At 71.2% G+C, this 26,205-nt stretch carries 22 protein-coding genes and 2 tRNA genes; 20 read left to right on the plus strand and 4 right to left on the minus strand.

Annotation, left to right across the window (positions count from 1 at the left end; translation table 11 throughout):
- Positions 1–47 precede the first annotated feature (47 nt).
- From MON03_RS06680 to MON03_RS06690, 3 genes are all read left to right on the plus strand, one after another.
- Positions 48–1,433: a glycine--tRNA ligase gene (locus MON03_RS06680; RefSeq protein WP_175328624.1), complete on the plus strand. Its 1,386-nt coding sequence runs from the start codon at positions 48–50 to the stop codon at positions 1,431–1,433.
- A gap of 153 nt (positions 1,434–1,586) precedes the next feature.
- Positions 1,587–2,321 carry a DsbA family oxidoreductase gene (locus MON03_RS06685; RefSeq protein ID WP_242091431.1) on the plus strand — a complete coding sequence of 245 codons (735 nt, stop codon included), beginning with the start codon at positions 1,587–1,589 and terminating at the stop codon, positions 2,319–2,321.
- Positions 2,318–2,530, plus strand: coding sequence for a hypothetical protein (locus tag MON03_RS06690; protein WP_022902919.1), 213 nt, complete (start codon positions 2,318–2,320; stop codon positions 2,528–2,530). Before MON03_RS06685 ends, MON03_RS06690 begins: the two co-directional genes overlap by 4 nt.
- Before the next feature lie 59 nt (positions 2,531–2,589).
- Here the strand turns inward: MON03_RS06690 and MON03_RS06695 are convergent, their stop codons facing one another.
- A complete protein-coding gene (locus MON03_RS06695; protein ID WP_242091202.1) occupies positions 2,590–3,075 on the minus strand; it encodes an aminoacyl-tRNA deacylase in 486 nt (161 codons plus the stop codon).
- A 47-nt stretch (positions 3,076–3,122) separates the two neighbouring features.
- On the opposite strand from MON03_RS06695, the gene dusB reads away from it, so the two are divergent.
- The 11 genes from dusB to MON03_RS06750 all read left to right on the plus strand — a co-directional run bounded on the left by dusB (position 3,123) and on the right by MON03_RS06750 (position 17,261).
- A complete protein-coding gene (gene dusB / locus MON03_RS06700; protein ID WP_242091204.1) occupies positions 3,123–4,277 on the plus strand; it encodes a tRNA dihydrouridine synthase DusB in 1,155 nt (384 codons plus the stop codon).
- Positions 4,274–5,563: a deoxyguanosinetriphosphate triphosphohydrolase gene (locus MON03_RS06705; protein ID WP_242091206.1), complete on the plus strand. Its 1,290-nt coding sequence runs from the start codon at positions 4,274–4,276 to the stop codon at positions 5,561–5,563. Before dusB ends, MON03_RS06705 begins: the two co-directional genes overlap by 4 nt.
- Before the next feature lie 294 nt (positions 5,564–5,857).
- Positions 5,858–7,795: a DNA primase gene (gene dnaG / locus MON03_RS06710; RefSeq protein WP_242091208.1), complete on the plus strand. Its 1,938-nt coding sequence runs from the start codon at positions 5,858–5,860 to the stop codon at positions 7,793–7,795.
- A gap of 957 nt (positions 7,796–8,752) precedes the next feature.
- A complete protein-coding gene (locus MON03_RS06715; protein WP_022903551.1) occupies positions 8,753–10,369 on the plus strand; it encodes an ABC transporter substrate-binding protein in 1,617 nt (538 codons plus the stop codon).
- 91 nt (positions 10,370–10,460) lie between these two features.
- A complete protein-coding gene (locus MON03_RS06720; RefSeq protein ID WP_022903550.1) occupies positions 10,461–11,558 on the plus strand; it encodes an ABC transporter permease in 1,098 nt (365 codons plus the stop codon).
- A gap of 2 nt (positions 11,559–11,560) precedes the next feature.
- Entirely contained in the window at positions 11,561–12,556 is a 996-nt protein-coding gene (locus MON03_RS06725) for an ABC transporter permease (RefSeq protein ID WP_242091210.1), read from the plus strand.
- Entirely contained in the window at positions 12,553–14,325 is a 1,773-nt protein-coding gene (locus MON03_RS06730) for an ABC transporter ATP-binding protein (RefSeq protein WP_022903548.1), read from the plus strand. Before MON03_RS06725 ends, MON03_RS06730 begins: the two co-directional genes overlap by 4 nt.
- Before the next feature lie 147 nt (positions 14,326–14,472).
- Positions 14,473–15,429: an ATP-binding cassette domain-containing protein gene (locus MON03_RS06735; protein ID WP_022903547.1), complete on the plus strand. Its 957-nt coding sequence runs from the start codon at positions 14,473–14,475 to the stop codon at positions 15,427–15,429.
- Positions 15,426–16,451 (plus strand): D-isomer specific 2-hydroxyacid dehydrogenase family protein, encoded by a 1,026-nt coding sequence (locus MON03_RS06740; protein WP_242091213.1) that lies wholly within the window; start codon positions 15,426–15,428, stop codon positions 16,449–16,451. Before MON03_RS06735 ends, MON03_RS06740 begins: the two co-directional genes overlap by 4 nt.
- A gap of 87 nt (positions 16,452–16,538) precedes the next feature.
- Positions 16,539–16,611: transfer RNA gene (locus MON03_RS06745), tRNA-Asn, on the plus strand.
- 173 nt (positions 16,612–16,784) lie between these two features.
- Entirely contained in the window at positions 16,785–17,261 is a 477-nt protein-coding gene (locus MON03_RS06750) for a hypothetical protein (RefSeq protein ID WP_022903545.1), read from the plus strand.
- A gap of 56 nt (positions 17,262–17,317) precedes the next feature.
- Here the strand turns inward: MON03_RS06750 and MON03_RS06755 are convergent, their stop codons facing one another.
- Both MON03_RS06755 and def read right to left on the minus strand, forming a co-directional pair.
- Positions 17,318–18,778 (minus strand): ArnT family glycosyltransferase, encoded by a 1,461-nt coding sequence (locus tag MON03_RS06755; RefSeq protein WP_242091214.1) that lies wholly within the window; start codon positions 18,776–18,778, stop codon positions 17,318–17,320.
- A 141-nt stretch (positions 18,779–18,919) separates the two neighbouring features.
- Positions 18,920–19,495: a peptide deformylase gene (def, locus tag MON03_RS06760; RefSeq protein WP_175328614.1), complete on the minus strand. Its 576-nt coding sequence runs from the start codon at positions 19,493–19,495 to the stop codon at positions 18,920–18,922.
- Positions 19,496–19,534: 39 nt separating this feature from the next.
- Between def and MON03_RS06765 the strand changes: the two genes are divergently transcribed.
- The 6 genes from MON03_RS06765 to MON03_RS06790 all read left to right on the plus strand — a co-directional run bounded on the left by MON03_RS06765 (position 19,535) and on the right by MON03_RS06790 (position 24,526).
- Complete coding sequence (locus MON03_RS06765) at positions 19,535–20,449, plus strand: multidrug DMT transporter permease (RefSeq protein WP_242091215.1); 915 nt, start codon at positions 19,535–19,537, stop codon at positions 20,447–20,449.
- 100 nt (positions 20,450–20,549) lie between these two features.
- Positions 20,550–21,761: a glycosyltransferase gene (locus tag MON03_RS06770; RefSeq protein WP_242091216.1), complete on the plus strand. Its 1,212-nt coding sequence runs from the start codon at positions 20,550–20,552 to the stop codon at positions 21,759–21,761.
- 12 nt (positions 21,762–21,773) lie between these two features.
- Positions 21,774–21,848: transfer RNA gene (locus MON03_RS06775), tRNA-Ile, on the plus strand.
- Between the two features lie 97 nt (positions 21,849–21,945).
- Entirely contained in the window at positions 21,946–23,076 is a 1,131-nt protein-coding gene (locus MON03_RS06780; RefSeq protein ID WP_022903954.1) for an AI-2E family transporter, read from the plus strand.
- Positions 23,073–23,879: a DUF1684 domain-containing protein gene (locus MON03_RS06785; protein WP_242091217.1), complete on the plus strand. Its 807-nt coding sequence runs from the start codon at positions 23,073–23,075 to the stop codon at positions 23,877–23,879. Before MON03_RS06780 ends, MON03_RS06785 begins: the two co-directional genes overlap by 4 nt.
- 167 nt (positions 23,880–24,046) lie before the next feature.
- The gene (locus MON03_RS06790; RefSeq protein WP_502798697.1) at positions 24,047–24,526 is read left to right on the plus strand and encodes a DUF3145 domain-containing protein; all 480 of its coding nucleotides are present in this window, start codon (positions 24,047–24,049) and stop codon (positions 24,524–24,526) included.
- A gap of 312 nt (positions 24,527–24,838) precedes the next feature.
- Here the strand turns inward: MON03_RS06790 and fabF are convergent, their stop codons facing one another.
- The gene (gene fabF / locus MON03_RS06795) at positions 24,839–26,083 is read right to left on the minus strand and encodes a beta-ketoacyl-ACP synthase II (protein ID WP_175327796.1); all 1,245 of its coding nucleotides are present in this window, start codon (positions 26,081–26,083) and stop codon (positions 24,839–24,841) included.
- Positions 26,084–26,205 lie beyond the last annotated feature (122 nt).

Consider the following 26,205-nt stretch of genomic DNA (forward strand, 5'->3'; position numbering starts at 1 on the left):
TACCTTCCCGCACCGGGCACCCAGTCCGGCGATCCCTGGAGTCCCTCTTGGCACAGTCCTCCCGTCTCGACAGCGTCATCGCCCTGGCCAAGGGCCGTGGCTTCGTCTTCCAGTCGGGGGAGATCTACGGCGGATCCCGCTCCGCGTGGGACTACGGGCCCCTCGGCGTCGAGCTCAAGGAGAACATCAAGCGCCAGTGGTGGCAGCGGTTCGTCCGCGGCCGCGGCGACATGGTCGGCCTCGACTCCGCCGTCATCCTGCCCCGCAAGGTGTGGGAGGCCTCGGGCCACGTCGCGACCTTCACGGACCCGCTCGTCGAGTGCCTGCACTGCCACCACCGCTTCCGTGAGGACCACCTGCTCGAGGCGTTCGAGTCGAAGAAGGGCCGGAAGCCCGAGGGCGGCATGGCCGAGATCGCCTGCCCGAACTGCGGCACCCGCGGTGAGTGGACCGAGCCGCGCGAGTTCTCCGGCATGCTCAAGACGTACCTCGGCCCGGTCGAGTCCGAGGAGGGTCTGAACTTCCTCCGACCCGAGACCGCGCAGGGCATCTTCGTCGACTTCGCGCAGGTCGTCACGACGAGCCGGCAGAAGCCCCCGTTCGGCATCGGACAGGTCGGCAAGGCGTTCCGCAACGAGATCACGCCCGGCAACTTCATCTTCCGCACGCGCGAGTTCGAGCAGATGGAGATCGAGTACTTCGTGCCGCCGGCCGACGCCGAGACCCACTACGAGCAGTGGATCGCCGACTCGGTCGCGTTCTACACCGACCTCGGCATCGACCCCGAGAACCTCCGGCGCTTCGACGTGCCGGACGGCGAGCGGGCGCACTACTCCGACGCGACCGCCGACATCGAGTACCGGTTCGGGTTCCAGGGCTCCGAGTGGGGCGAGCTCATGGGCGTCGCGAACCGCACCGACTTCGACCTCAAGAACCACATCGAGGCGTCCGGCAAGGACCTCCGGTACTTCGACCAGGCGGCGAACGAGAAGTACGTCCCGTACGTCATCGAGCCCTCGTTCGGCCTCACCCGTGCCCTCATGGCGTTCCTCATCGACGCCTACCACGAGGACGAGGCCCCGAACGCGAAGGGCGGCGTCGACAAGCGCACCGTCCTCCGCCTCGACCCGCGCCTCGCTCCGGTCAAGGCCGCGGTCCTGCCGCTGTCGCGCAACGAGCAGCTCTCGCCGGTCGCACGGGGGCTCGCCGACGACCTCCGGAAGCACTGGAACGTCGACTTCGACGACGCCGGCGCGATCGGCCGTCGCTACCGTCGCCACGACGAGATCGGCACGCCGTTCTGCATCACCGTCGACTTCGACACGCTCGACGACAAGGCCGTCACGGTCCGCGAGCGCGACACCATGGGCCAGGAGCGCGTCTCGCTCGACCAGCTGCAGGGGTACCTCGCGCAGCGGCTCCTCGGCGCCTAGGCGCGACGCGGCGCGGCGCGGCGCGGCGCAGGCCGGCGTGGCGCGGATGCGCTTCGCACAACCAAAGTCACCTCGAACCACGCGATCCCGCGGCGCGAGGTGATTTTGGTTGTGCGGCGGGAATGAGCACGCATGCCGCGCGTTGTCGTCTGCGTGAACGACTCCGTGAAGGTCGATGTCTGGTCGGACATCGCATGCCCCTGGTGCTACATCGGCAAGCGCAAGTTCGAGGCGGGAGTGGCCGTGTTCGGCGCCGGCCCCGACGCCCGCCCGGTCGAGGTCGAGTACCACTCCTTCGAGCTGAGCCCGGACACGCCCGTCGACTTCGAGGGCACCGAGGCCGAGTTCCTCTCCGGGCACAAGGGGCTCCCGGTCGAACAGGCCCAGCAGATGATCGACCAGGTCGCCGGCATCGCCGCCACCGTCGGGCTGCGCTACGACTACGACGCCCTCCGCCACACGAACACCGTGAAGGCGCACCAGGTCATCCACCTCGCCAAGCAGCACGGCAAGCAGCTCGAGATGGTCGAGCGCCTGTTCGCCGCGTACTTCGAGCGCGGGGAGCACGTCGGGCAGGACGAGTCGCTGGCCGACCTCGGGGCGTCGGTCGGACTGGATCGCGACGAGGTGCTCGCCACCCTCCGGGACGACGCCCAGCTCGCCGCCGTCCGCGCCGACCAGGCCCAGGCGCAGGCGTTCGGCATCAACGGTGTGCCGTTCTTCGTCATCGACGGCAAGTACGGCGTCTCCGGGGCACAGGACCCGGCGACGTTCGCACAGGTGTTGCAGCAGGTCGTGCAGCTCCGTGCGACCACGCCCGAGGAGCTCGCCGAGGCGGCTCAGCGTGCAGCGGACGACGCGCACGCGGATGCCGAGGCGACCCGATGACGGCGCTGCAGCCGACGGGTGCGGTCGAGCCGCGCCTCCAGGCCGCACCGCCGGTGTCGGTGCCCGACGCGCTGACGGGGGAGCCGCGCCCGGCGCTGCTCAGCCTCGTCACCCCGGGAGGTGCGCCCGTCTGCGAAGGCGACACCTGCTTCGTCCCCGGCGCGACCGTGCCCGGCGCCGAGGGCGTCTGGACGGAAGTCCCGGACTGATCGACGGCGACCGACCGACCGTGACCGACCGGCGGCGATCGATCGTCAGCTGCTGACGATCAGTCGCGGGTCGGCTCCTCGTCGGTGATGTCGGCGACCGTCGCACCGTAGGCCGCGACGAGGTCGTCCGCCTCGACGAACGCGCTCGCGCCGTGGCGCCCGGCGCCCAGTGCGATGCGGCGGCCGAGGATCCGCTCGTCGGCGTACACGGGCAGGTCACCGGTCGCGCCGATGGGGGTGATCGTGCCGCGCTCGTAGCCGGACGCCTCGAGCGCCGTGGCCGCGTCCGGCAACGAGAGCTTGTTGACGCCGACGACCGCGCGGAGCTTCTTCCACGCGATGCTCCGGCCGCCCGGGACGAGCGCGAGCACGAACCCGCCGTCGTGGCGCTTCACGACCAGGGTCTTGACGATGTCACCGGGCTGGATGCCCAGGAGCGCGGCGGCATCCGCGAGCGAGTCCGCGGCCGGCCGTTCGACCACCTCCACCCGCAGGTCTCGGGCGGTGGCGTCGGCGTCGAAGCGGGCGATCCCGGTGTCGGTCATGTGGAGAACGCTACCGGCGCGCGACGACGTGGGAGGATGGGAGCCGTATGACGATCACACAAGCGCCTCCGAAGGGTTTGCGCATCGGCCCGATCGAGGTCGAGGCGCCGGTCGTGCTCGCGCCGATGGCGGGCATCACGAACATGGCGTACCGCCGGCTCTGCCGCGAGTACGGCGCCGGCCTGTACGTGTGCGAGATGATCACGTCCCGGGCGCTGGTCGAGCGGACCCCGGTGTCGATGCAGCTCATCCAGCACCACGAGTCCGAGACGCCGCGCTCGATCCAGCTGTACGGCGTCGAGCCGAACACCGTGGCCGAGGCCGCGACGATCCTCGTGGGTGAAGACCGGGCCGACCACATCGACCTGAACTTCGGCTGCCCGGTCCCGAAGGTCACCCGCAAGGGCGGCGGGGCCGCGCTGCCGTGGAAGCTCGACCTCTTCAAGGACCTCGTCGAGAAGACCGTCACGGCGGCCGGGGACGTCCCCGTCACGGTGAAGATGCGCAAGGGCATCGACGCCGACCACCTCACCTACCTCGACGCCGCCCGCATCGCGCGGGACGCCGGCGTCGCCGCGATCTCGCTGCACGCCCGCACGGCGAACGAGCACTACTCCGGGCACGCCGACTGGTCCGCGATCGCCACCCTCAAGGAGACGATCACCGACATCCCGGTGCTCGGCAACGGCGACATCTGGTCCGCCGCCGACGCCCTGCGCATGGTCGACGAGACCGGCTGCGACGGCGTCGTCGTCGGACGTGGCTGCCTCGGTCGCCCGTGGCTGTTCGGCGACCTCGCGGCGGCGTTCCGCGGTGAGGACGTCCGTGCGATGCCGACGCTCGGCGAGGTCGCGGTCGCGTTCCGTCGGCACGCCGAACTCCTCGTCGATTTCTTCGGCTCGGAAGACCACGGCTGCCGCGACGTCCGCAAGCACGTGGCGTGGTACTTCAAGGGGTACCCGATCGGCGGTGACGTCCGGTCCGGCCTCGCGATGGCCTCGAGCCTGCAGGAGATCGACGACCTGCTCGGCAGGCTCGACTGGACGGCGCCGTACCCGGGCGCCGACGTCGAGGGCCCCCGCGGACGAGCCGGGCACCCGAAGCGCACCGCACTGCCGGACCGGTGGCTCGAGTCGCGCGACGTCGACGCCGAGTTCCGGAAGGTCCTCGCGGCCGCCGAGCTCCACCACAGCGGCGGATGAGCGCCACCGCCTCGTACGGTCCGGCCGACGCCGAGCGCTGGCTCCCCGAGCAGCACTCGAACCGTCGCTCCGACTTCGCCCGTGACCGCGCCCGGCTCCTGCACTCCAGCGCGCTCCGGCGTCTGGCCGCCAAGACCCAGGTGCTCAGCCCCACGACGGGGCTCGACTTCGCCCGCAACCGGCTGACCCACTCGCTCGAGGTCGCGCAGGTCGGCCGGGAACTCGCGGACTCGCTCGGGCTCGACCCCGACGTGGTCGACACCGCCTGCCTCGCGCACGACATCGGTCACCCGCCCTTCGGACACAACGGCGAGACGGCGGTCAACGCCTGGGCCGCGGGCATCGGCGGGTTCGAGGGGAACGCACAGACGCTGCGACTCCTGACCCGGCTCGAGCCGAAGGTGTACGGGTCGGGGCCGGACGCCGACCGCGCGTACGGGTTGAACCTGACCCGGGCGTCGTTGGACGCGAGCTGCAAGTACCCGTGGCCCGCCTCCCAGGGCGTGTCGGAAACGTCGTCGGGCCGGACGAAGTTCGGGTTCTACGACGACGACCATGCAGCGTTCGAGTGGCTCCGGGCCGGCGCTCCCCGTCGTCAGCGCTGCATCGAGGCCCAGGTCATGGACCTCTCCGACGACATCGCGTACTCGGTGCACGACTTCGAGGACGCCGTCGTCGCGGGCTTCATCGACGTCGCGGCGCTCGGGGACCGGGTCGGCGAGAACGACATCGTGACGGCCATGCACGCCTGGGTGGGCGACGACCTCAGCCGCGAGGAACTGCTCGAGGCGTTCGACCGGCTCCGCGCGCTGCCGCTCTGGATGACCTCCTACGACGGCTCCCGGCGTGACCTCGCGCGCCTGAAGAACCTGACCTCGCAGCTCATCGGCCGGTTCGCGCGGACGGCGACCGCCGCGACGCGCGAGTCCTACGCGTCCGGCTCCCTCGTCCGGTTCGCAGCGTCGGTGGTGACGCCCCCGGAGATCATCGGCGAGATCGCCGTGCTCAAGGGGATCGTGGCGGCGTTCGTGATGACCCACGGCGACCGGCAGCCGGTGTACGAGGAGCAGCGACGGGTGCTGACCGAGCTGCTCGACGCGCTCGCGGCCACCGGCAGCGGCGACCTCGAGCCGGGGTTCGCGGCGGACTGGCGTGCGGCGTCCGACGATGCTGGGCGGCTGCGGGCGGTCGTCGACCAGGTGGCGAGCCTGACCGACCAGGGGGCGCTCGCGTGGCACCGGCGGCTCGTCGTGGGGGAGCAGGAGCGGACGCACATCCCGGTGTGACGTCGTGCGCTGGCGCGCGGTGCCGGCGAACGGCGCTGGAGCGCGGCGCTGGCGCGCGCCAGCGCTTGGTGCGAGGATTCCCGCACGGTGCGACGCGCAAGGGCGGTCACCATGTGTGGAACCTCGCACCGAAGGCCCACGGCAGTCGCCGCGACCGCCACGACGCAACCACGACGCGACCACGCACCGGGGGTGCGGAGCGCGCCGGTCCTGCACCGCGCCTCCAGGCAGGTGGCCCGTCCACAGACGGACCGACGGCCAACGGGGGTCGGTCGCACGAACTAGGATCGAGGGGTGGCTGGCAGGATCGCGCGGAACGACATCGACGAGGTCCGCTCGCGTGTCAACATCGCGGACGTCGTCGGCGACTACGTCACGCTGAAGCACGCGGGCGTCGGCTCGATGAAGGGTCTCTGCCCGTTCCACGACGAGCGCTCTCCGTCGTTCCACGTCCGGCCTCAGGTCGGCCGCTACCACTGCTTCGGGTGCGGCGAGGACGGCGACGTCTTCAGCTTCATCATGGCGCAGGACCACACCACCTTCGCCGAGGCCGTCGAGCGCATGGCGGCGAAGATCGGGTACACCCTCCACTACGAGGAGGGCGACGGCCCCCGCACCGACTACAACACGCGTGCCCGGCTCATCGCGGCGAACGAGGCCGCGCTCGAGTTCTTCACCGCGCAGCTGACGACCGCCGCGGCCGACCCCGCGCGGCGGTTCCTGGGGGAGCGCGGGTTCGACCCGGGGGCGGCTCAGCACTTCGGCGTCGGGTTCGCCCCGAAGTCCTACGACGCGCTCAAGGACCACCTGCGCGGTCGCGGCTTCACGCTCGAGGAGCTCACGAGCGCCGGGCTCGTGAGCCAGGGCGACCGCTCGCCGTACGACCGCTTCCGCGGACGCCTGATGTGGCCGATCCGCGACGTCACCGGGGCGACGATCGGCTTCGGTGCGCGGCGGCTCCTCGACGACGACAAGGGCCCGAAGTACCTCAACACCCCCGAGACGCCGATCTACCACAAGAGCCAGGTGCTCTACGGGATCGACCTCGCCCGGCGCGACATCTCGAAGCAGAAGCAGGTCGTCATCGTCGAGGGCTACACGGACGTCATGGCGTGCCACCTCGCCGGCGTGACCACCGCGGTCGCCACGTGCGGCACCTCGTTCGGCGTCGACCACATCAAGGTGCTCCGGCCGATGCTCGGCGACGTCAGCGGCGCCGACCCGAACGCCAACGGCGAGGTCGTCTTCACCTTCGACCCGGACGAGGCGGGGCAGCGTGCCGCCTCGCGGGCGTTCGCCGAGGAGCAGCGGTTCGCCGCCCAGACCTTCGTCGCGGTGGCGCCCGACGGCCTCGACCCGTGCGACCTCCGGCTCGCGCGCGGCGACGACGCCATCCGTCGCCTGGTCACGAACAAGCGCCCGATGTTCGAGTTCATGATCCGCCGGACCCTCGACGGGCACGACCTCGAGACGGTCGAGGGCCGTGTCGGTGCCCTCCGCGCCGCGGCGCCCGTGCTCGCGACCATCCGCGACCGTTCGCTCACGCAGGGCTACGTGCGCGAGCTCGCCGGCTGGCTCGGTCTCGACATCCCCGAGGTCCGTCGCGCGGTCGAGAACGCTCGCCAGCGAGCGCGCGGGGCGCAGGACGATCGGTCTGGAGGCACGGTGCCGGTCGCGCAGGCCGGTCCCGGTGGCGAGCTGGTCGCCCCCGCGGACGAGCCGGTGGCCGGACTCCGGTCACTGCCGAACGACCCGATCACCCGCATGGAGCGCGACGCCGTGATGGCGATGGTGCAGCAGCCCGGGCACGTCGGTGCGCCACTGCTCGGCCTCGCAGCGGCGGCCACGTTCTCGGCGCCGATGCTCGCCGTCGTCCGTGACGCCGTCGTCGCGAACGTCGACGCGGTCGGCGCGGGGGACTGGCTCGACCGGCTGCTCACCGACGTGCCGATGCCGCTCCGCGGTCTGGTGCAGGAGCTTGCGCTGTCGCCGATCCCCGCCCGCACCGACGAAGACCTCGCGCTCTACTGCCGGAGCATCGTCGTCGCCCTCGTCGAGCGCGACCTGCTCGCACGCAAGGCGTCGTTGCTCGGGCAGCTGCAGCGGGCCGACCCGCACGAGCAGGCCGACCGTCGTGCGGAGATCCAGCGGCAGCTCGTGGACATCGACGCGCAGCGGATGCGGTTGCGGGCGGACTCCGAGGCTGCTGCGGCCGCTGCCAGCCAGCGCTGAGCGGGCGGCCCCGGGCGGCCGGCCAGCGCTGAGCGGGCGGACCCGGGCGGACCTGGGCGGACGGCTGTTCGCGGGCGGGGCTCGGCTCGCGGTCACGGTCGGTCGCAGGAGATGTCGGGCGTGCGTGTGGCGGGCGGAACGTCGTGCGACCAGCGCGGAACGAGCACGGCATGTCGTGCGACCAACGACGGGACCGGCGCCGCGCCCCCGGTCCTTCCCGCCCGCCGGCCGGTCACGACTCCCCGCCGCCGCGACGCCGGGCGGTCACGAACGGTCGGTCCCGCGCGCGCCAGGCGACAGTTCGTGACCGACAGCCGGAGATGAGCGGGGAGTCGTGACCGCCCGCCACGCCCGGCACGCCGCCGTCGAGTCGCTCCTGGTCGCAGGAGGTGTCGGGCGTGCGTGTGGCGGGCGGCACGTCGTGCGACCAGCGCGGGACGAGCACGGCATGTCGTGCGACCAACGACGGGACCGGCGCCGCGCCCGGCGCCGCGCCCCCGGTCCTGCCCGCCCGGGGGTCGCGACTCCCCGCCGCCGCGACGCCGGGCGGTCACGAACGGTCGGTCCCGCGCGCGCCAGGTGACAGTTCGTGACCGGTGGGCGGAGCTGAGCGGGGAGTCGTGACCCCGCGCGCGCCAGGCGACAGTTCGTGACCGGCGGGCGGAACTGAGCGGGGAGTCGCGACCGCCCACCCAACCATCAGCCGAGTCGCCCCCGCCCCGCCCCCTCCGACGCCCGATGTTGCCCGACGCAACGATCGTGCACGACACGCCGAGACCGACCGGCGACATCATGCGCCACGCGGCGCGGCGCCGCATTACAGCGGTGTAAACAAATCGCCCTCAGTTCGCTGACTTCCGTGACAGGGTGGTACCAATGAGCGTTCCTGACCGGGCACACAGTCGTTCCACCCGCCGGTCAGGACTCCTGCAATCATCACCAGAGAGGTACACGGACATGGCATCCGTCACCAAGTGGGGCAAGCGCGGCATCGCGCTCGGCGCCGGGGCAGCAGCGACGGCGCTGGTGCTGACCGGCTGCGCGAGCAGCAGCGTGTCGTCCACCGACCTGAACGGCCTGACGATCGGCACGACCGACAAGATCACGTCGCTCGACCCGGCCGGCTCGTACGACAACGGCTCCTTCGCCGTGCAGAACCAGGTGTTCCCGTTCCTGATGAACACCCCCGTCGGCAGCCCGGACGTCAAGCCGGACATCGCGACCAAGGGCGAGTTCACGAACGACACCACGTACGAGGTGACGCTCAAGAAGGGGCTGAAGTTCGCGAACGGCCACGACCTCACGTCGAGCGACGTGAAGTTCTCGTTCGACCGCGAGCTCAAGATCAACAACGAGAACGGCCCGCAGTCCCTGCTCGCCAACCTCAAGAGCATCGACACCCCGGACGACACCACGGTCGTGTTCCACCTCGACCACGCCGACCAGACCTGGCCGCAGGTGCTCTCGAGCCCGGCCGGTCCGATCGTCGACGAGCAGGTCTTCTCCGCCGACAAGCTCACCCCCGCGGCGGACATCGTCAAGGGCAAGGCGTTCGCCGGGCAGTACGAGATCACCTCGTACAAGGAGAACGACACGATCCAGTACAAGGCGAACAAGGAGTACGACGGCCTCCTGGGCAAGGCGAAGACCGACGAGGTCACCGCCAGCTACTACACCAAGGAGACCGACCTCAAGCTCGCCGTGCAGCAGGGCGACGTCGACGTGGCGTACCGCTCGCTGACGCCGACCGACATCGCCGACCTGCGCAAGGACGACAACGTCAAGGTCACCGACGGCCCCGGTGGCGAGATCCGCTACCTCGTCTTCAACTTCAAGACGCAGCCGTTCGGCACCGGCCAGTCCGACGCCGACGAGGCGAAGGCCCTCGCGGTCCGCCAGGCGGTCGCGGACGTCGTCGACCGCGAGAAGCTCGCGAAGGACGTGTACAACAACACGTACTCGCCGGTCTACTCGATGGTCCCGGACGGCCTCACCGGTGCGGCGACCCCGTTCAAGACGCTCTACGGTGACGGCAACGGCGGCGCCGACGTGGACAAGGCGAAGAAGACCCTGTCCGACGCCGGTGTCTCCGGCAAGGTGCAGCTCGACATCCAGTACGCGCCGGACCACTACGGCTCGACCTCGGACGACGAGTACGCCGAGCTCAAGACGCAGCTCGAGAACTCGGGCCTGTTCACCGTGAACATCCAGTCGACGGTCTACACGACGTACGCGGTCGACCGCACGAAGGACGCCTACCCCGTGTACCAGCTCGGCTGGTTCCCGGACTTCTCGGACGCGGACAACTACCTGTCGCCGTTCTTCACGAAGGACAACTTCGTGCAGAACCACTACGACGACCCGACGATCCAGAAGCTCATCGCCGAGGAGCAGGCCGAGTCGGACGCGTCCAAGCGCGCGGACCTCATCGAGCAGGCGCAGCAGCAGGAGGCCGAGCAGATCTCGACCCTGCCGCTCCTCCAGGGCAAGTCGATCGCCGTGGCCGGCAAGGACGTCAAGGGCCTGACCCTCGACGCGTCCTTCAAGTTCCGCTACGCGACCCTCTCCAAGTGACAGCGACCCTCTCCGAGTAACACCGATGTGACCCCAGGGGGCGCTCCCGACCGGAGCGCCCCCTGACCACGTCCCGAAAGGCACCCCACCCGTGACCCTCACGAACCCCGAGGCGATCGAGACCGAACCCACCAAGCCGCAGGCACAACGTCGTGCCCGGGGCGGCGGTGGCGGTCTCGGCCGGTACGTCCTCGTCAGATTCCTCCTGATCTTCCCGACCGTGTTCATCCTCGTGACGCTCGTGTTCTTCCTGATGCGCGTCATCGGGAACCCGATCACCGCGTCCGTCGGCGGCCGTCTGACGCCCGACCAGCTGCAGGAGCGCCTGCACGCCGCCGGGTACGACCGCCCCGTGCTCGTGCAGTACTTCGAGTACCTCGGCAACATCGTCCGGTTGAACTTCGGCGAGACGTCGACCGACCACCGGCCGATCACCGAGATCATCCTGCAGTACGGCGGCGCGACGGCCGAGCTGGTCTTCTACGCGCTCATCGTGGCGCTCGTCCTCGGCATCCCGCTCGGCATGCTCGCCGCCTACGTCCGCGACAAGTGGCCGGACGTGCTCTTCCGGGCTCTCGCGATCCTGACGTACGCGACCCCCGTGTTCTTCGGCGGCCTGCTGCTCAAGCTCGTGTTCTCGGTCTGGCTCGGCTGGCTGCCGCTCGGCGACCGTGCGTCGACGCGGGTCAGCCTCGTCCTCGACAACATCCCCGGCGCCACCGGCATCTACATCGTCGACGCGCTCCGCACCGGCAACGCGCAGATCATCGGGGACGTGCTCGCGCACGCCGTCCTGCCCGCGCTGACGCTCGGGCTGCTCACCGCCGGCATCTTCCTCCGCCTGGTGCGCGCCAACATGATCGGTTCGCTCGGCTCCGAGTACGTCGACGCGGCCCGCTCGCGCGGCGTCCGGGAGGCGCGGCTCGTCCGGACGCACGCGTTCCGTCCCGCCCTCGTGCCGATCATCACGGTCATGGGACTCCAGATCGCCATGCTCCTCGGTGGTTCCGTCCTGACCGAGACCACCTTCGGGTGGCGCGGGCTCGGCTTCGAGCTCAACCAGTACCTGTCGGCCCGCGACTTCGTCGCGGTCCAGGGCATCGTCGCGATGCTCGCGGTGATCGTCGCGGTGACGAACTTCGTCGTCGACGTCGTCGCCGCGCTCATCGACCCGAGAGTGAGGTTCTAGCGATGGCCGACACCGCCCTCGTCGACCGCCACGAGCCGCTGTGGAAGCGCCTGCCCGTGGTCGTCCAGCTCCGCAGGAGCACCGGCTGGCAGCGCGCCATGCTCGTCACCGGCGTGGTCATCTGCGCCCTGTACCTCGTCGTCGCGATCGCCGCACCGCTCATCGCTCCGTACGGCTTCGGCCAGCTGCAGTCCGCCGACGGCCAGGGCTTCCCGCGCACCGCGGCCCCGAGCTCGGAGCACATCTGGGGCACCACGGTCGGCGGGTTCGACGTGTTCAGCCGCACCGTCTACGGCGCCCGGACCGCGGTGCTCGTGGTCATCGTCGCGGTCGTCGTGTCGATCACGATCGGCGTCATCCTCGGCATGGTCTCCGGCTACCTCGGCGGCTGGCTCGACCGGGTCCTCGTGGTGGTCGCCGACGCGATCTACGCCTTCCCGTCGCTGCTGCTCGCGATCGTGCTCTCGATCGTCGTCTCCGGCGGCAACTCGAGCTACTCGGGCGGCATCATCGCGGCGGCCATCTCGATCACCGTCGTGTACGTGCCGCAGTACTTCCGCGTGGTCCGCGCGGAGGCGGTGCGCCTCAAGAACGAGGCGTTCGTCGAGTCGGCACGCGTCGTCGGCACGAACCCGTGGCGGATCATGACCCGGCACGTGCTCCGGAACTCCACGCGGAGCCTGCCGCTCATCCTGACGCTGAACGCGAGCGACGCGATCCTGACGCTGGCGGGCCTCGGCTTCCTCGGCTTCGGCATCGGCCCGACCTCCGGCGCCGAGTGGGGCTACGACCTCAGCCGCGCGCTGTCCGACGTGGCGTCGGGCATCTGGTGGACGGGCGTCTTCCCCGGTGTGGCGATCGTCGTGCTCGTGCTCGGTGTGACCTTCATCGGAGAGAGCCTCAACGACATCTCCGACCCCCGTCTGCGTGCTCGCCGTCGCTTGAAGCAGCTGGTGTCGCGCAAGCAGGCGGCCGGCACGGAAGGAGCAGCAGCATGACGGACGCGACGAACCGACCCAGCGCAAGCGGCCAGTCCGACGTGACCGGCCAGTCCGACGTGACCGGCCAGCCGGGCGCGACCAAGCGCCTCCAGGCCGGCGACACGACGACCGAGGCGGTGGCCGTCGTCGACGACCTGACCGTGACGTTCGCCACCGACAACGGTGCCGTCGACGCCGTCAAGGGCGTCAGCATCGACGTGCGACCCGGCGAGGTCCTCGCCCTCGTCGGCGAGTCCGGCTCCGGCAAGTCCGTCACCGCCAGGAGCATGCTCCGGCTCATGCCGGAGACCGCCACCCTCGGCGGCGCGGTGTACCTCGACGGCACCGACGTGATCAGCGTCGGCGCGGGCAAGCTCCGCGAGCTCCGCGGCACCGCCGGTGCGATGGTCTTCCAGGAGCCGTCGACCGCGCTGAACCCGGTCTTCACGGTCGGATGGCAGATCGCCGAGGGGCTCCGCGCCCACGGCGGCGTCTCCAAGAAGGAGGCCCGGGCCAAGGCGATCGACTACCTCCGCCGTGTCGGGATCCCCGACCCCGAGACGCGGGTCGACCACTACCCGCACCAGTTCTCCGGCGGGCAGAAGCAGCGCGTCGTGATCGCGAGCGCGCTGGCCCTCGAGCCGAGCGTCATCATCGCCGACGAGCCGACGACCGCGCTCGACGTGACGGTGCAGGCGGAGATCCTCGACCTCCTCCGGCGCTGCCGCGACGAGTTCGGCGCCGCGATCGTGATCATCACGCACAACATGGGCGTGGTGGCCGACCTGGCCGACCGCGTCGCCGTGATGTACCAGGGCGAGATCGTCGAGGAGGCCCCGGTCCGCGAGCTCTTCGCGGCGCCGCAGGCCGACTACACGAAGCGCCTGCTCGCCGCCGTGCCCCGGCTCGAGGCGTCGACCGGCTCGGCGCGCCGGGCGGCGATCTCCGAGGACGTCGAGCCGCTGGTGTCGGCGCGGGGCCTCGAGATCGAGTACCCCGGACGCCTCGGGTCCCACGCCTTCAGGGCCGTGAAGGGCGTCGACCTCGCGATCCGCCCCGGCGAGGTCCTCGGCCTCGTGGGGGAGTCCGGCTCGGGCAAGACCACCATCGGCCGGGCGATCGCCGGCCTCACCCGTGTGACCGGCGGCTCGCTGAACGTCCTCGGCACCGAGATGCTCGGGTACCGTGAGCGCGACTTCAAGCGGCATCGGAAGGACATCGGGTTCGTCTTCCAGGATCCGGCGACGTCGTTCAACCCGCTGCTCACGATCGCGGAGTGCGTGGCCGAACCGCTCGTCGTGCACGGCGAGGTCCGGAGCCCCCGGGCCGCGCGCAAGCGGGTCGACGAGTTGCTCGAGGCCGTCCAGCTGCCCGCCGCGTACGGCGACCGCTACCCGCACGAGCTCTCCGGTGGGCAGCGTCAGCGTGCGTCGCTCGCCCGGTCGCTCGCGCTCCGGCCGAAGCTGCTCATCGCGGACGAGCCGACGAGTGCGCTCGACGTGTCGGTGCAGGCCCGCGTGCTGGAGCTCTTCCTCGAGCTCCAGCAGGACCTCGGGTTCGCGTCGCTGTTCATCAGCCACGACCTCGCGGTCGTCGGGGCGCTCTCCGACCGGATCGCCGTGCTCTACCGGGGCGACCTGGTCGAGACGGGCACGACGGCGCAGGTCCTCGGCGCGCCGCAGCACCCCTACACGCAGCGGCTGCTCGCGTCGCTCCCCGTGCCGGACCCGGCGGAACAGGCCGAGCGACGGCGTACGCTGGAGGAACTGGAGCGCGTCGGGTCCTGACCCGACCGGACCGGCCTGGAGGCGCGACCCGCGTCGTCGACGCACCTCGCGCCTCCAGGCGGTCGCCTCCGGTGCCGTGCACACGCGGCGACGACCTCCCACGTCGCCGCGCGGACCGCCGCCAGGGGGCGGCGTGGAAGGGGACCCATGATCGCGGTGAACGGACCGGCGGTCGTCGCAGACGACGTCTCGATCGAGTACCGGAGCGGACGAGCGGGGGAGCCGATCCGCGCCGTCGACGGCGTGAGCCTGTCGCTCCGGCAGGGCGAGATCCTCGCGGTCCTCGGTGAGTCCGGCTCCGGCAAGTCCACCCTCGCGGCGGCGATCGCCGGTCAGCTCGGCGCGCACGGGGAGGGCGAGGGCGCGTACCGTCGCCAGATCGTCGGCGGGGAGCTGACCGTCCTCGGCCAGAGGACCCGCGGGCTCCGGGCATCGTCCCGCAAGCTCGAACGACTCAGCGGCCGGATCGGCTACCTGCCGCAGGACGCCGCCGACCGCCTCAGCCCCGACCTCACCGTCGGCGAGGCCGTCGCGGAGCCCATCTACGTCCGCGACCGTCGCTTCGGCCGGAAGGAGGCCGGGCTCATGGTCGCCCGGCTGCTCGACGCCGTGCACCTGCCGCTCGGGTCGATGCGTCTCAACACGTGGGAGCTCTCGAGCGGGCAGCGGCAGCGCGTCGCGCTGGCTCGGGCGCTCATCCTCGAGCCACAGCTGCTCGTCGCCGACGAACCGGCTCGTGGCGTCGACGTCCTGGTGCGGCAGTCGGTGCTCGAAGCGCTCGCGAACCTCCAGCGGAACCGCCAGTTCTCGGCGATCGTGGTGTCGAGCGACCTCCGCGAGGCCAGGGCACTCGCCGACCGCGTCGCCGTGATGGCCGACGGCCGCCTGGTCGGCCTCGGTACTTTCGACGACGTGCTCGACAACCCGGTCGACCCCTACGTGAAGACCCTCGCCGCCACCGCGGCGCGCCCGGTCAAGCGTCGTCCGGCCGGCGGTGCCGCTGCCGCTGCCGCACCGGCCGCTCCCCGCCGGTCCTCCGCGCCCCGTCGTCCGGTGGCCGCTGCCGGGACCGGACCCCGCACCGACCGACAGGAGCAGGCATGAGCGCCGAGACCGCAGCCCCGACCCCGGCCGGCACGCGAGGACACCGAGCCGTCGTGACCGACCACGGCGCACCGCTGCCGGTGGCCCCGCCGACCGCCGGTCCGGTCGCGATCCTGCCGTCGCCCGCCGACCTCCACGTCGCGGCCGTGCGGGACGCCGGCGGCACCGTGTCCGCCGTGGGCGAGGACACCCGCGGCATCGTCTGGCTCGACCCGCGCGACCCGGACGGACTCGCGCGGGCCCTCGACACGGCACCCTCGGTCGGCTGGGTCCAGCTCCCGTTCGCCGGCGTCGACGCCTTCGCCGGGCTCATCGCGGCGCACGGCGACCGGGTGCTGTTCACCTCCGCGAAGGGCGCGTACGCGGAGCCGGTGGCCGAGCACGCCCTCGCACTCACCCTCGGCACGCTCCGAGTGCTCCAGAAGCGCGCGCGAGCGACGTCGTGGGCGACCGAGCCCGAGGGCGTGTCGCTCTACGGGCGGAACGTCCTGGTCATCGGCGCCGGCGGCATCGCGCTCGAGTACATCCGGCTGCTCGCCCCGTTCGACGTCACCGTGACGGTCGTCCGGCGCTCGTCCTCGCCCGTCGAGGGCGCCGACCGTACCGTCACGACCGACCGGCTCGACGAGGTCCTGCCGGACGCCGACGTCGTGATGATCGCCGCCGCCATGACCTCGGGCACGGCGAAGCTCCTCGGCGCCCGGCAGTTCGGCCTCATGAAGCCCTCGGCCCGGCTCGTGAACATCGCCCGCGGCGGCCTGGTCGACACCGACGCGCTCGTCACCGCCCTCCGCGAGGGCACGATCGCCGCAGCGGGCCTCGACGTCACCGATCCCGAGCCGCTCCCGGACGGGCACCCGCTCTGGGACGAGCCCGGGGCGGTCATCACCCCGCACCAGGCCGACACCCCCGAGATGGTCGCCCCGCTGCTCGCCGAGCGGGTGCGTGCGAACACCACGGCGTTCCTCCGTGGCGACGGGGAGGGGTTCGTCGGGGTCGTGGACCCGGTGGCGGGCTACTGAACCGCCACGCCCGGGGTGCGGCGACGATGCGGTGAGCGGGCTCCGGGTGCTGCTATGCTGTTACCCGTTGTTCAGCAGAGCAACTGATCCTCGATAGCTCAATTGGCAGAGCAGCCGGCTGTTAACCGGCAGGTTGTTGGTTCGAGTCCAACTCGGGGAGCGTCAGACCCCCACCGTTCGCGGTGGGGGTCTTTTGCGTCCCCGGATTCTTCGCGTCCCCGGGCTCTCCGCATCCCCGGGTTCTCCGCGTCTTCGGTGGTCCATGGCTCGGAGTCTTCCCCGCCTTCTTCAAGCGCGCGTGGAGCACGAGCCTGTTAGCGTTCTCAGGTGCGCATGCCCAGCCTCATCCTCGCCGTGACGGTCGTCGTCGCGACGGGCGCACTGCTGCAGGGCTGCACGTCGTCGGATCCGACGCCAGAGGACTCCTCAGCGGGTTCGGCCGGAGTGGGCACGGTGACCGGGAGTGCACCGATCATGTTCGCGTTCACCTGTCGTACCGGCTCCGGTGCCGGGACGGAGACGTACACGACGTACTCCGCCGTGTGGGAAGACCGCCGCGCGGAGTGCACCGCGTTCCGGACGACGGGCAGCGTTCTCTCCACGCAACAGGCCGCCGCGGTACGAGCCGCCCGGGGCGCCGCGGCGCTCGACGAGCTCGCCGCGGGGTGCGCCGTCCGCGGAGCCGGTGCCTGGGTGCGCCCGGTGACCGAAGCGAGGGCAGCTGACATCGCCGCCGGCCTCCTCGCCTACTGCCCCGGACACCCGGAGCACGAGCGACTGCGCGAGGCGTTGGCGACGTACCGCAGCTGAGCCGCACCTCCGAGTCCCGCTCCCTCGAACGGGTGCGACGCCCCGCGTCGCTTCCGTCATCCGCGCTCGATGAGGAGCGTGCCGTCCCGGTTGTTGTCCTCGATCGTCCCCTGCTTCGCGATGTAGACGTCGAGGTAGTCGACCCGGAAGTGCTCGAGCTGTCCGCTCGACTCCGAGAGGAACGTCCGCACCTGCCGAGGCATCGTCCTGCGGTCGTCCTCACCGACGACGATGGCACTGAACGGGCCGTTCTGCGGCTTCATCGTGCCTCGCTCGGGGAAGTAGATCCGCCAGGTGTTCGCGCTGAACCTCGCGAAGAGCACGTTGTCCGTGTCCTCGCCGCGGACCGTGAGCGCTTCGTCGAGCAGGGCGATCCCGCTCGGCCGGGTTGTCGCCACCGCCTTGCCGAGCACAGCGACGGGGACGAGCAGGGCAGCGACGAGTGTGACTCCGACGACACGGACGACGGGCGAACGCGACGCAGCGAGTCGGCCGTACCCGATCGCCGCCAGCGCGATGACGAACGGCATCCACGCGTCGTAGTAGTACGGCAGCGAGACGTTCGCGACCAGGATGTAGAAGACGAGGAAGACGCCGAGGGCGATCGCCAGGAACGCCACCAGACGGCTCGGGCGGAGGACGAGTGCGGCGAGGACCCCGATGAGCAGCACCGTGAGCAGGAACCACCCGGTGCCCTGCGCGAGGAACGCGAAGTTCGCCCACCACGGGGCTTCCGGCCAGATCGTTCCGCCGATGGTGATGGGATGCCCGTGCTGGTTCTGACGGCCCTGGAAGCGCAGCATGTAGCCGATCGCCGTGAAGAGTCCCACCGGGAGGTACACGACGACGAACACGACGACGAAGGCGATCCCGCCGAACACGGCGCCCACGATCAGGTCCCGGGGGCGGCGGAAGAGCAGCGGAAGGGCTGCGATCGCCAGCACCAGCACCGAGGTCGAGACCTTCGACGTCACGGAGAGCGCCAGCATGGCTCCTGCGAGGGCGATCCAGCGGCGGTGGCCGGTGCGCATCCAGGTCCACCCAGCGGCCAAGGCGGCGACCGCGAAGAAGACCATGATCGGTTCGAGCATGGCGAAGCGATCGATGCGCGCGCCGATGTTCGACCCTGTCGTGGCCCAAGCGGAGCCGGATCCTCGCGGCGTGAGCCACCATCCGCCAGCGGCCACCAGTGCGGTCCAGAACCCGGTCTCCCTGCGGAGCCAGACGAACAGGACGGCGCCGGTCCCGAGCACCGCGACCGCTGCCACGACCCTGGGACCGAGCACGCCCTGCCCTGCGACGAGCTGTGCGACCCCGTAGAGGTACTTCGCGAACGGCGGGTGCTCGAGGTTCAAGCTCACGTCACCGTGCACGTACGCCCAGCCGGCTCGGACGTAGACGAACTCATCGTTGACCACCGTCGCCCGGCCCAGCCGCCAGAACGCGACGAAGACCGCTGCAGCGCCCACGGCTACCAGCGCGGCGATCCGCACGACGTGGATCCGGTGGTGATGCATGACGCCCTCCTGGTCGCGAACTCCGCCATCTTGACAGGAGCGCGACCGCCGACGCTGGACGCGGTGCTCGCCGGGCGGTTCGTCCGCTGGACGCAGCCCTCGCCGGTCGCTTCCCGCGCCGGACCGCGGACGGAGCGGGCGTCAGCCCTCTGGGTGGTCCCGCCCGGGCAGCCAGGAGTGACCCGGGCCACCCCAGCTGTTCTTCCGGATCGCCTTCGCGACCTGCTTGCCGTAGGGGTGGACGAGCCGGTCCGCGTAGAGGTAGCCGTCGAGGTGGTCGTACTCGTGCTGGAAGATCCGCGCGAGCCAGCCGTGCGCTTCGACCTCGAACGGCTGCCCGTGCTCGTCCTGGGCGCGGAGCAGCGCACCCTCCGACCGCCGCAGCGGGAACCGCTCGCCGGGCACGGAGAGGCAGCCCTCGGACTCGTCGTCCTCGTCCAGTTCCTCCACGGACTCGGGCACCGGGGGAGTCGTCCACAGGACGGGGTTCACCGCCGCGCCGCGGTGCAGGACGTCGGCATCATCGGTCCATGAGTAGACGAAGACCCGCTTGCCGACGCCGACCTGCGGACCCGCCAGCCCGACACCCGGGGCCAGGTCCATCGTCTCGAACATGTCCGCCACCAGCTCACGCAGTCCGTCGTCGAACTCGGTCACCTCCGCCGCGCGCTCGTGGAGGACGGGTTCACCGGTGATGCGGATCGGGAGGACGGCCATTCACCCAGGTTATCCGGCGACGACCGGTAGCCTCGACGCGTGACGACGGACCTCCCGCTCCCCGACGCGGTCAGCAACCTGACCCCGTTCCAGGCGCTCATGATCCCCGTCGCACTGCTCGGGGCGGTGTTCCTCTCCCTCGGCGCACAGTTCCAGAGCTGGGGCGTCCAACGGGTCGAGGCGAGGCTCGGCCGCCAGTCGAAGGGCCTCAGCGTCAGGCACGTGCTCGGGCTGCTGTCGAGCGGCTACTGGGTGCTCGGGACGATCATGCTCGGCGCGGCGGTGGTGCTGCAGCTGTTCAGCATCGCGAACGCACCCCTGATCGTCGTGCAGCCGCTCGGGGCGGTGGCGCTCGTCATCACCACGTGGTTCTCCTCCCGCGCGAGCGGGGTGCCGCTCGGTCGCCGGGCCAAGCGCGCCGTGTGGACCTGCATCATCGGCGTCGGCATCTTCGTCGGCATCGCGGCCTTCGTCGGTCGAGAGAGCGCCATCACGCGCGAGCAGCTCATCACGGTGCTCGTGATCCTCGCGGTCGTGCTCGCGCTCGTGCTGGTGTCGTTCCGCTTCGTCGCGACGCACCGCAACGCGCTGTACTACATCGTCGGGGCCGGGGTGCTCTACGGCTTCGTCGCGACGCTCGCGAAGGTCGTGCTGAACCGCCTGCTCAACGGGACGTTCGACTGGCTGACCGTCGTGGCGATCGTCGGCGTGGTCGTCGCGGCGTCGCTCGGCGGGTACTTCGTGCAGAACGCCTACTCGAGCGGCTCGGCCGACCTCGTCATCGCCGGGCTCACCGTGATCGACCCGATCGTCGCGGTCGGCATCGGCGTGATCGTCCTCGACGAGGCCACGGGCGCGCCGGTCGGGGCGGTGCTCGGCTTCGTCGTGGCGGCGGCGATCGCGATCACCGGGGTGTTCCTCCTCGCCAAGCACCACCCGCAGTCGCGCTCCTGAGCCGCCGGTTCCTCAGCCGCGAGGCGGACGCCCGACGCGGAGCGTGTGCGGTAGCGTTCCAGTCCGACCGGACACCGCCCACGAGAGGACATCACCCCACGTGTCAGCAGATGCCACCACCGCCACCGCCTCGTCGACGGGTGCGACGGGCGAACGCCGACCGCTGCGGGTCCTCATCGCCGCGGACACCTTCCCGCCGGACGTCAACGGCGCCGCGACCTTCGCCGAACAGCTCGCGGTCGGCCTCGCCGAGCGCGGCCACGAGGTCCACGTCGTCGCCCCGGCCTTCTCCAGGCACCACGGCAGCTTCGAGGAGGAGCACCGCGGCGTGCAACTCGTCGTGCACCGCCTGAAGTCCTACAAGTGGCCGACCCACGCGTGGCTCCGGTTCGTGTGGCCGTGGAGCGTCCGGAAGCTCACCGCGCCGATCTTCGACGCCGTCCGGCCCGACGTGGTCCACATCCAGTCCCACATCGTGGTCGGACGCGGTGTCGCCCGCGAGGCGCACGACCGCGGCATCCGGGTCGTGGCGACGAACCACTTCATGCCGGAGAACCTGCTCGACTACGTGCCGCTGAGCAAGTGGATCATCCCGACCGCGATCAAGATCGCGTGGCGCGACGCCGCGAAGACCTACCGCATCGCGGACGCGATCACGACGCCGACGAACCTCGCGGCCGACTACCTGCGCGAGGCCATCGCCGGCCAGCGGGTGCTCGCCATCTCGTGCGGCCTCGACGTGTCCCGGTACGTCGCCCGCGAGGGGCGCCCGGTGAACAACGAGATCGTCTTCGTCGGCCGTGTCGCGCCGGAGAAGAACCTCGACGTCCTCGTCCGTGCGCTCCCGCTCCTGCCGCCGGAACTCCACGCGCACCTCACCGTCGTCGGCGGCGGCGAGATGATCCCGAAGCTCACCGCGCTCGCCCGGGAGCTCGGACTCGAGGACCGCGTGCGCTTCGCCGGATTCGTGTCCGACGAGGACAAGCGGACCGCGCTCACGAACGCCACCGTCTTCGCGATGCCGTCCACTGCCGAGCTGCAGAGCATCTCGTCGCTCGAAGGCATGGCGTCCGGCTTGCCCGTGGTGGCGGCCGACTCGATGGCCCTCCCGCACCTGGTCGACGGCAACGGGTTCCTGTTCCGCCCCGGCGACGAGCACGACCTCGCCGCCAAGCTCACCGAGGTGCTCACGGCGTCGGACGAGGACTACGTGGCCATGCGGCAGCGGAGTCTCGAGATGATCCAGCCACACGACATCAACCGCACCCTCTCGACGTTCGAGGCGCTGTATCGTGGGGAGCCGGTGGCCTGACGGCCCCGGCGAGGGGCGGTAGCCAAGCTGGTCAAGGCAGTCGGCTCATAACCGAACGATCCGCGGGTTCGAGTCCCGCCCGCCCTACGATGTGACGCGGGTCCGAGCAGGACGCTTCAGGCACGGCCCGCCATGCCCGATCCGAACCCGGTTCGGGCGAGTCCGCGAGACGAGGCCCGCCACCGTGCAGCTCCCCAAGCGCAAGCCCCACGACCACGACCCGCTCGGCCCGACGCCGAACGTCACGTTCGAGGTGACCCGTGGTGGCACCGGCGTGCGCGTCAACGCGTTCCGCATCGGGTTCATGGGTGCCATCGGCGTCCTCGTGGCCATCGTGGCCGGCACCGTCCTCCGCGAACTGAGCACGGTCCTCGTCTACATCGGCGTCGCGCTGTTCCTGGCGCTCGGCATCGACCCGCTCGTCTCGTTCCTCGAACGCCTGATCCCGCGGTGGTCGGCGATCCTCGCGGTGGTGGTCGCGGTGCTCGCGGCCTTCGTCGGCGTGATCTTCGCGGTCGTGCCGATCCTCGTCGAACAGGCCACGAACCTCATCCAGAACTTCCCGGGGATCATCCAGGACATCTCCCGGCAGGACTGGTTCCAGGACCTGTCGAAGCAGCTGGGCGGGGCGTTCGACGTGCAGCACGCCCTGCAGTCGGTCCAGTCCTTCGCCGAGGACCCGGGCAACCTGCTCAACCTCGGCGGTGGCATCCTCGCGGTCGGCGGCGGCATCCTCTCCGGGCTGACCGGCGCCCTCATCGTCCTGATCCTCATGCTCTACTTCCTCGCGTCGATGCGCGGGCTGAAGTCGATGACGTACCGCTTCGTCCCGGCCTCTCGGCGGGAGAACTTCGTGGACGTCAGCGAGCAGATCACGCAGGCGGTCGGCCGGTACGTCGTCGGGCAGATCTCACAGGCGCTCATCAACGGCATCCTGAGCTTCTTCTTCCTGCTCATCATCGGCGCACCGTTGCCCGCGCTGCTGGCGTCGTTCGCGTTCCTCGGCTCGCTCATCCCGCTCGTCGGGACGCTGAGCGCCGCGATCGTCATCTCGCTGCTCTGCTTCTTCGCCTCGCCGGCCACGGCCCTCGCGGCAGCGATCTACTACCTCGTCTACATGCAGGTCGAGGCGTACGTCATCTCGCCCCGCATCATGTCGCGGGCGGTCCAGGTCCCGGGGGCGCTGGTCGTCATCGCCGCGGTCGCCGGCGGGACGATCGGCGGCGTCCTCGGTGCGCTCGTCGCGGTGCCCATCGCCGCGTCGCTCATCATCATCGTGCAGAAGGTCATCTACCCACGCCAAGACCAGGCATGACGACCTTCCCCGACCACGTCGCCGAGCGGGACCGCTGGGCCAGGAGTGCCCGCGGACCGCTCGCGCTCATGAACGCACAGCGCGTCGACCTCGAGCAGCCGGTGTGGCCCGTGCCCGGTCGTTGGGCTCCCGCTCCGGGCGGCCTGACGGTCACCGCGGCGGTCGCCGACGGGGTCGTCGTCGACGGCGTCCCGGTGGACGGGACAGTCCTGGTCGCGAGCGACCAGGCGGTGGTGCCGTCGACCGTCGCGTTCCCGGACGGCCTCGCCGGCACCGTCGCCGACGGGACGCTCCGGGTCTGGGACCCGGCCTCCGAGGCGGTCACCCGGTTCGACCACATCGCCCGCTTCGCTGAGCAGGACCACTGGGTCACGTCCGGCAGGTTCGAACCGGTGGGCGACGGCCTGGAGGCACGGGCTGACGTCGTCGACGCGGCCGGCGTCCCGCTCCTGGTCGCCGGGATCGTCGCCACGACCGTCGCCGACGTCGCCGTGCGGCTGGTCGCCGTGCGCTCGGCCGCGTTCCGCGGCGCATCCCGGCTGCAGCTCATCGTGCAGGACGCCACGAGTGCGCTCCCGGAGGACGACCCCTCGAGCACCTACTCGATGGGCCGTTTCCTGTACCTGGATGATCCTGGAGCAGCGGGCGAGGTCGTCCTCGACTGGAACCGAGCGGTCCTCCCGCCCTGCGCGTTCTCCTACCAGTTCGCATGCCCCATCCCGCCGGAGGAGAACCGCGTCCCGGTCGCGATCACCGCCGGGGAGCGGCACCCCGTGGACGCATCCGGAGCGGTTCTGCTCTGAAGCGGGCGCCGACCTGGCGCTCCCAGCGGTGACGCTGCATAATGGGCGTGTCCGCAGGACATCACAATCGCATACCGATGGTTCCCGAACGCGATGCCGTTCGTCCAGGTCGATGGGGAAGTCGCACCTGACGAATCGGAGGAATCGTGAACGGAACGACGGCCGGAGTGCTCTACGTGCACTCCGCTCCACGCGCGCTCTGCCCGCACGTCGAATGGGCGGCTGGTCGCGCCATGAATCGTGCCGTGAACTTCTCGTGGCTCGACCAGCCCGCACAGGACGGCGCGCGGCGGACCGAGTTCACCTGGACCGGTCCGGTCGGGACAGGCGCTGCGATCGCCTCGGCGCTGCGCGGGTGGGAGCACCTCCGGTACGAGGTCACCGAGGAGCCGACGAGCGCCTCCGACGGCGGCCGGTGGATGCACACCCCCGACCTCGGGGTCTTCTACGCGCAGACCGACGTCACCGGCAACATGGTCGTCCCCGAGGACCGCGTCCGCTACGCGATGGAGGTCGCGGGCAGCAACGCGCTCGAACTCCACCGTGAGCTGCGGCTCGCCCTGGGCCAGGCCTGGGACGACGAGCTCGAGCCGTTCCGCCACGCCGCCGAGGGCAACCCCGTCGTCTGGCTCCACCGCGTCGGCTGACCGTCGCCCGCACGCCCTTCCTCCGCTCCGCCGAACGCCGCCCGGCCCCGTGCCCGGCGGCGTTCGTCGTCCCGCCGGCCCCGAGTCTCGGCGGACCCGCCCCGAATCTCGCGCAGGGCGACCGTTCTCGCGCCGGACAGCCCGAGCAGTGTCGCGCAGCGCGAGTCTCGGCGCCCGGACGCCCGGGCACCCGGGCACCCGGGCACCCGGGCACCCGCGACCAGGCCGGCCACGCAACCGACGGAGGCCCGCCCCGACGACGCGGGGCGGGCCTCCAGACCGGATCGGACGCGGCGCGCCCACCCGACGCGACTACACGTTGCGGAACGCCACCACGGCGTTGTGGCCACCGAAGCCGAACGAGTTGCTCACCGCGAGCAGGTCGCCGTCCGGTAGCTGGCGCGGCTCGCGTGCCACGTCCATGACGATCTCCGGGTCCTGGTCGGTGAGGTTGATCGTCGGCGGCGCGACCCGGTTGTGCAGCGCGAGGACCGTGAACACGGCCTCGATCGCGCCGGCACCGCCGAGCAGGTGGCCCGTCGACGCCTTCGTGGCCGAGACCACGACGTCGTCGAGGTGGTCGCCGAACACGCGGCGCATGGCGTGGTACTCGGCGACGTCGCCCACCGGGGTCGAGGTGGCGTGCGCGTTGACGTGGACGACGTCCTCGCGGGACGCGCCGGCGTGCTCGAGCGCCTGGAGCACCGCACGGGCTGCCGCGCTGCCCTCGGGGTCCGGGGCGGTGATGTGGAACGCGTCCGAGGTGATGCCGGCGCCGGCGACCTCGGCGTAGATCGTCGCTCCGCGGGCCTCGGCGTGCTCCTTCGTCTCGAGGATGAGCGCCGCGGCGCCGTCACCGAGCACGAAGCCGTCACGCGTGACGTCGTACGGCCGGGAAGCGGTCTCGGGGGAGTCGTTGCGCCGCGACAGGGCCTGCATGGCGGCGAACGCGGCGAGCGGCAGCGGGTGCAGGGCAGCCTCGGCGCCACCGGCGATGACGATGTCCGCTTCGCCGGTCGCGACGTGGCGGTAGGCCTCGGCGAGGGACTCGGTCGAGGAGGCGCAGGCGGAGAGGTACGTACGGGCACCGCCGCGCGCGCCGAACTCCATCTCGATGGCGGCCGCGGGGCCGTTGGCCATGAGCATCGGGACCGTCATCGGCATGACGCGACGCGGGCCCTTCTCCCGGAGGGTGTCCCAGGCGTCGAGCAGCGTGTTGACGCCGCCGATGCCGGTCGCCCAGTCGACGATGAGGCGCTCGGGCACGACCGACTCGGCGTCGATGCCGGCGTCGGCCCACGCCTCACGGGCGGCGATGAGGGAGAGCTGCGACGACGGGTCGAGGCGCTTGGTCTCCGGACGGGTGAGCTGGTCGGTGACGAAGCGGCGCGCCTGGCCGGCGAACTCGACGGGGAGCTCGAGCTCCGCGTAGCGGGGGTCTTCGATGCGGGTGATGCCGGACTTCCCGGCCAGCAGCGCCTCCCACGTCTCCGGGGCGGTCGCGGCGAGGGGTGAGATGGCACCGATCCCGGTGACGACGACGGTCTTGTTGGTCATGGAACGACGTGTTCTTTCGTGAGGACGCCCGGCCGCTCGTGGCGGAGCCGGACGGAGCCGGTTCGGCCCGACGAACGTCGAGCCGGAGTGGACCGAGCTGTGTCGGTCCGGAGGTGGACGAG

Origin of the sequence: Curtobacterium sp. DN_7.5, assembly GCF_022655355.1 — a bacterium.
Classification (GTDB): Bacteria; Actinomycetota; Actinomycetes; order Actinomycetales; family Microbacteriaceae; genus Curtobacterium; species Curtobacterium luteum.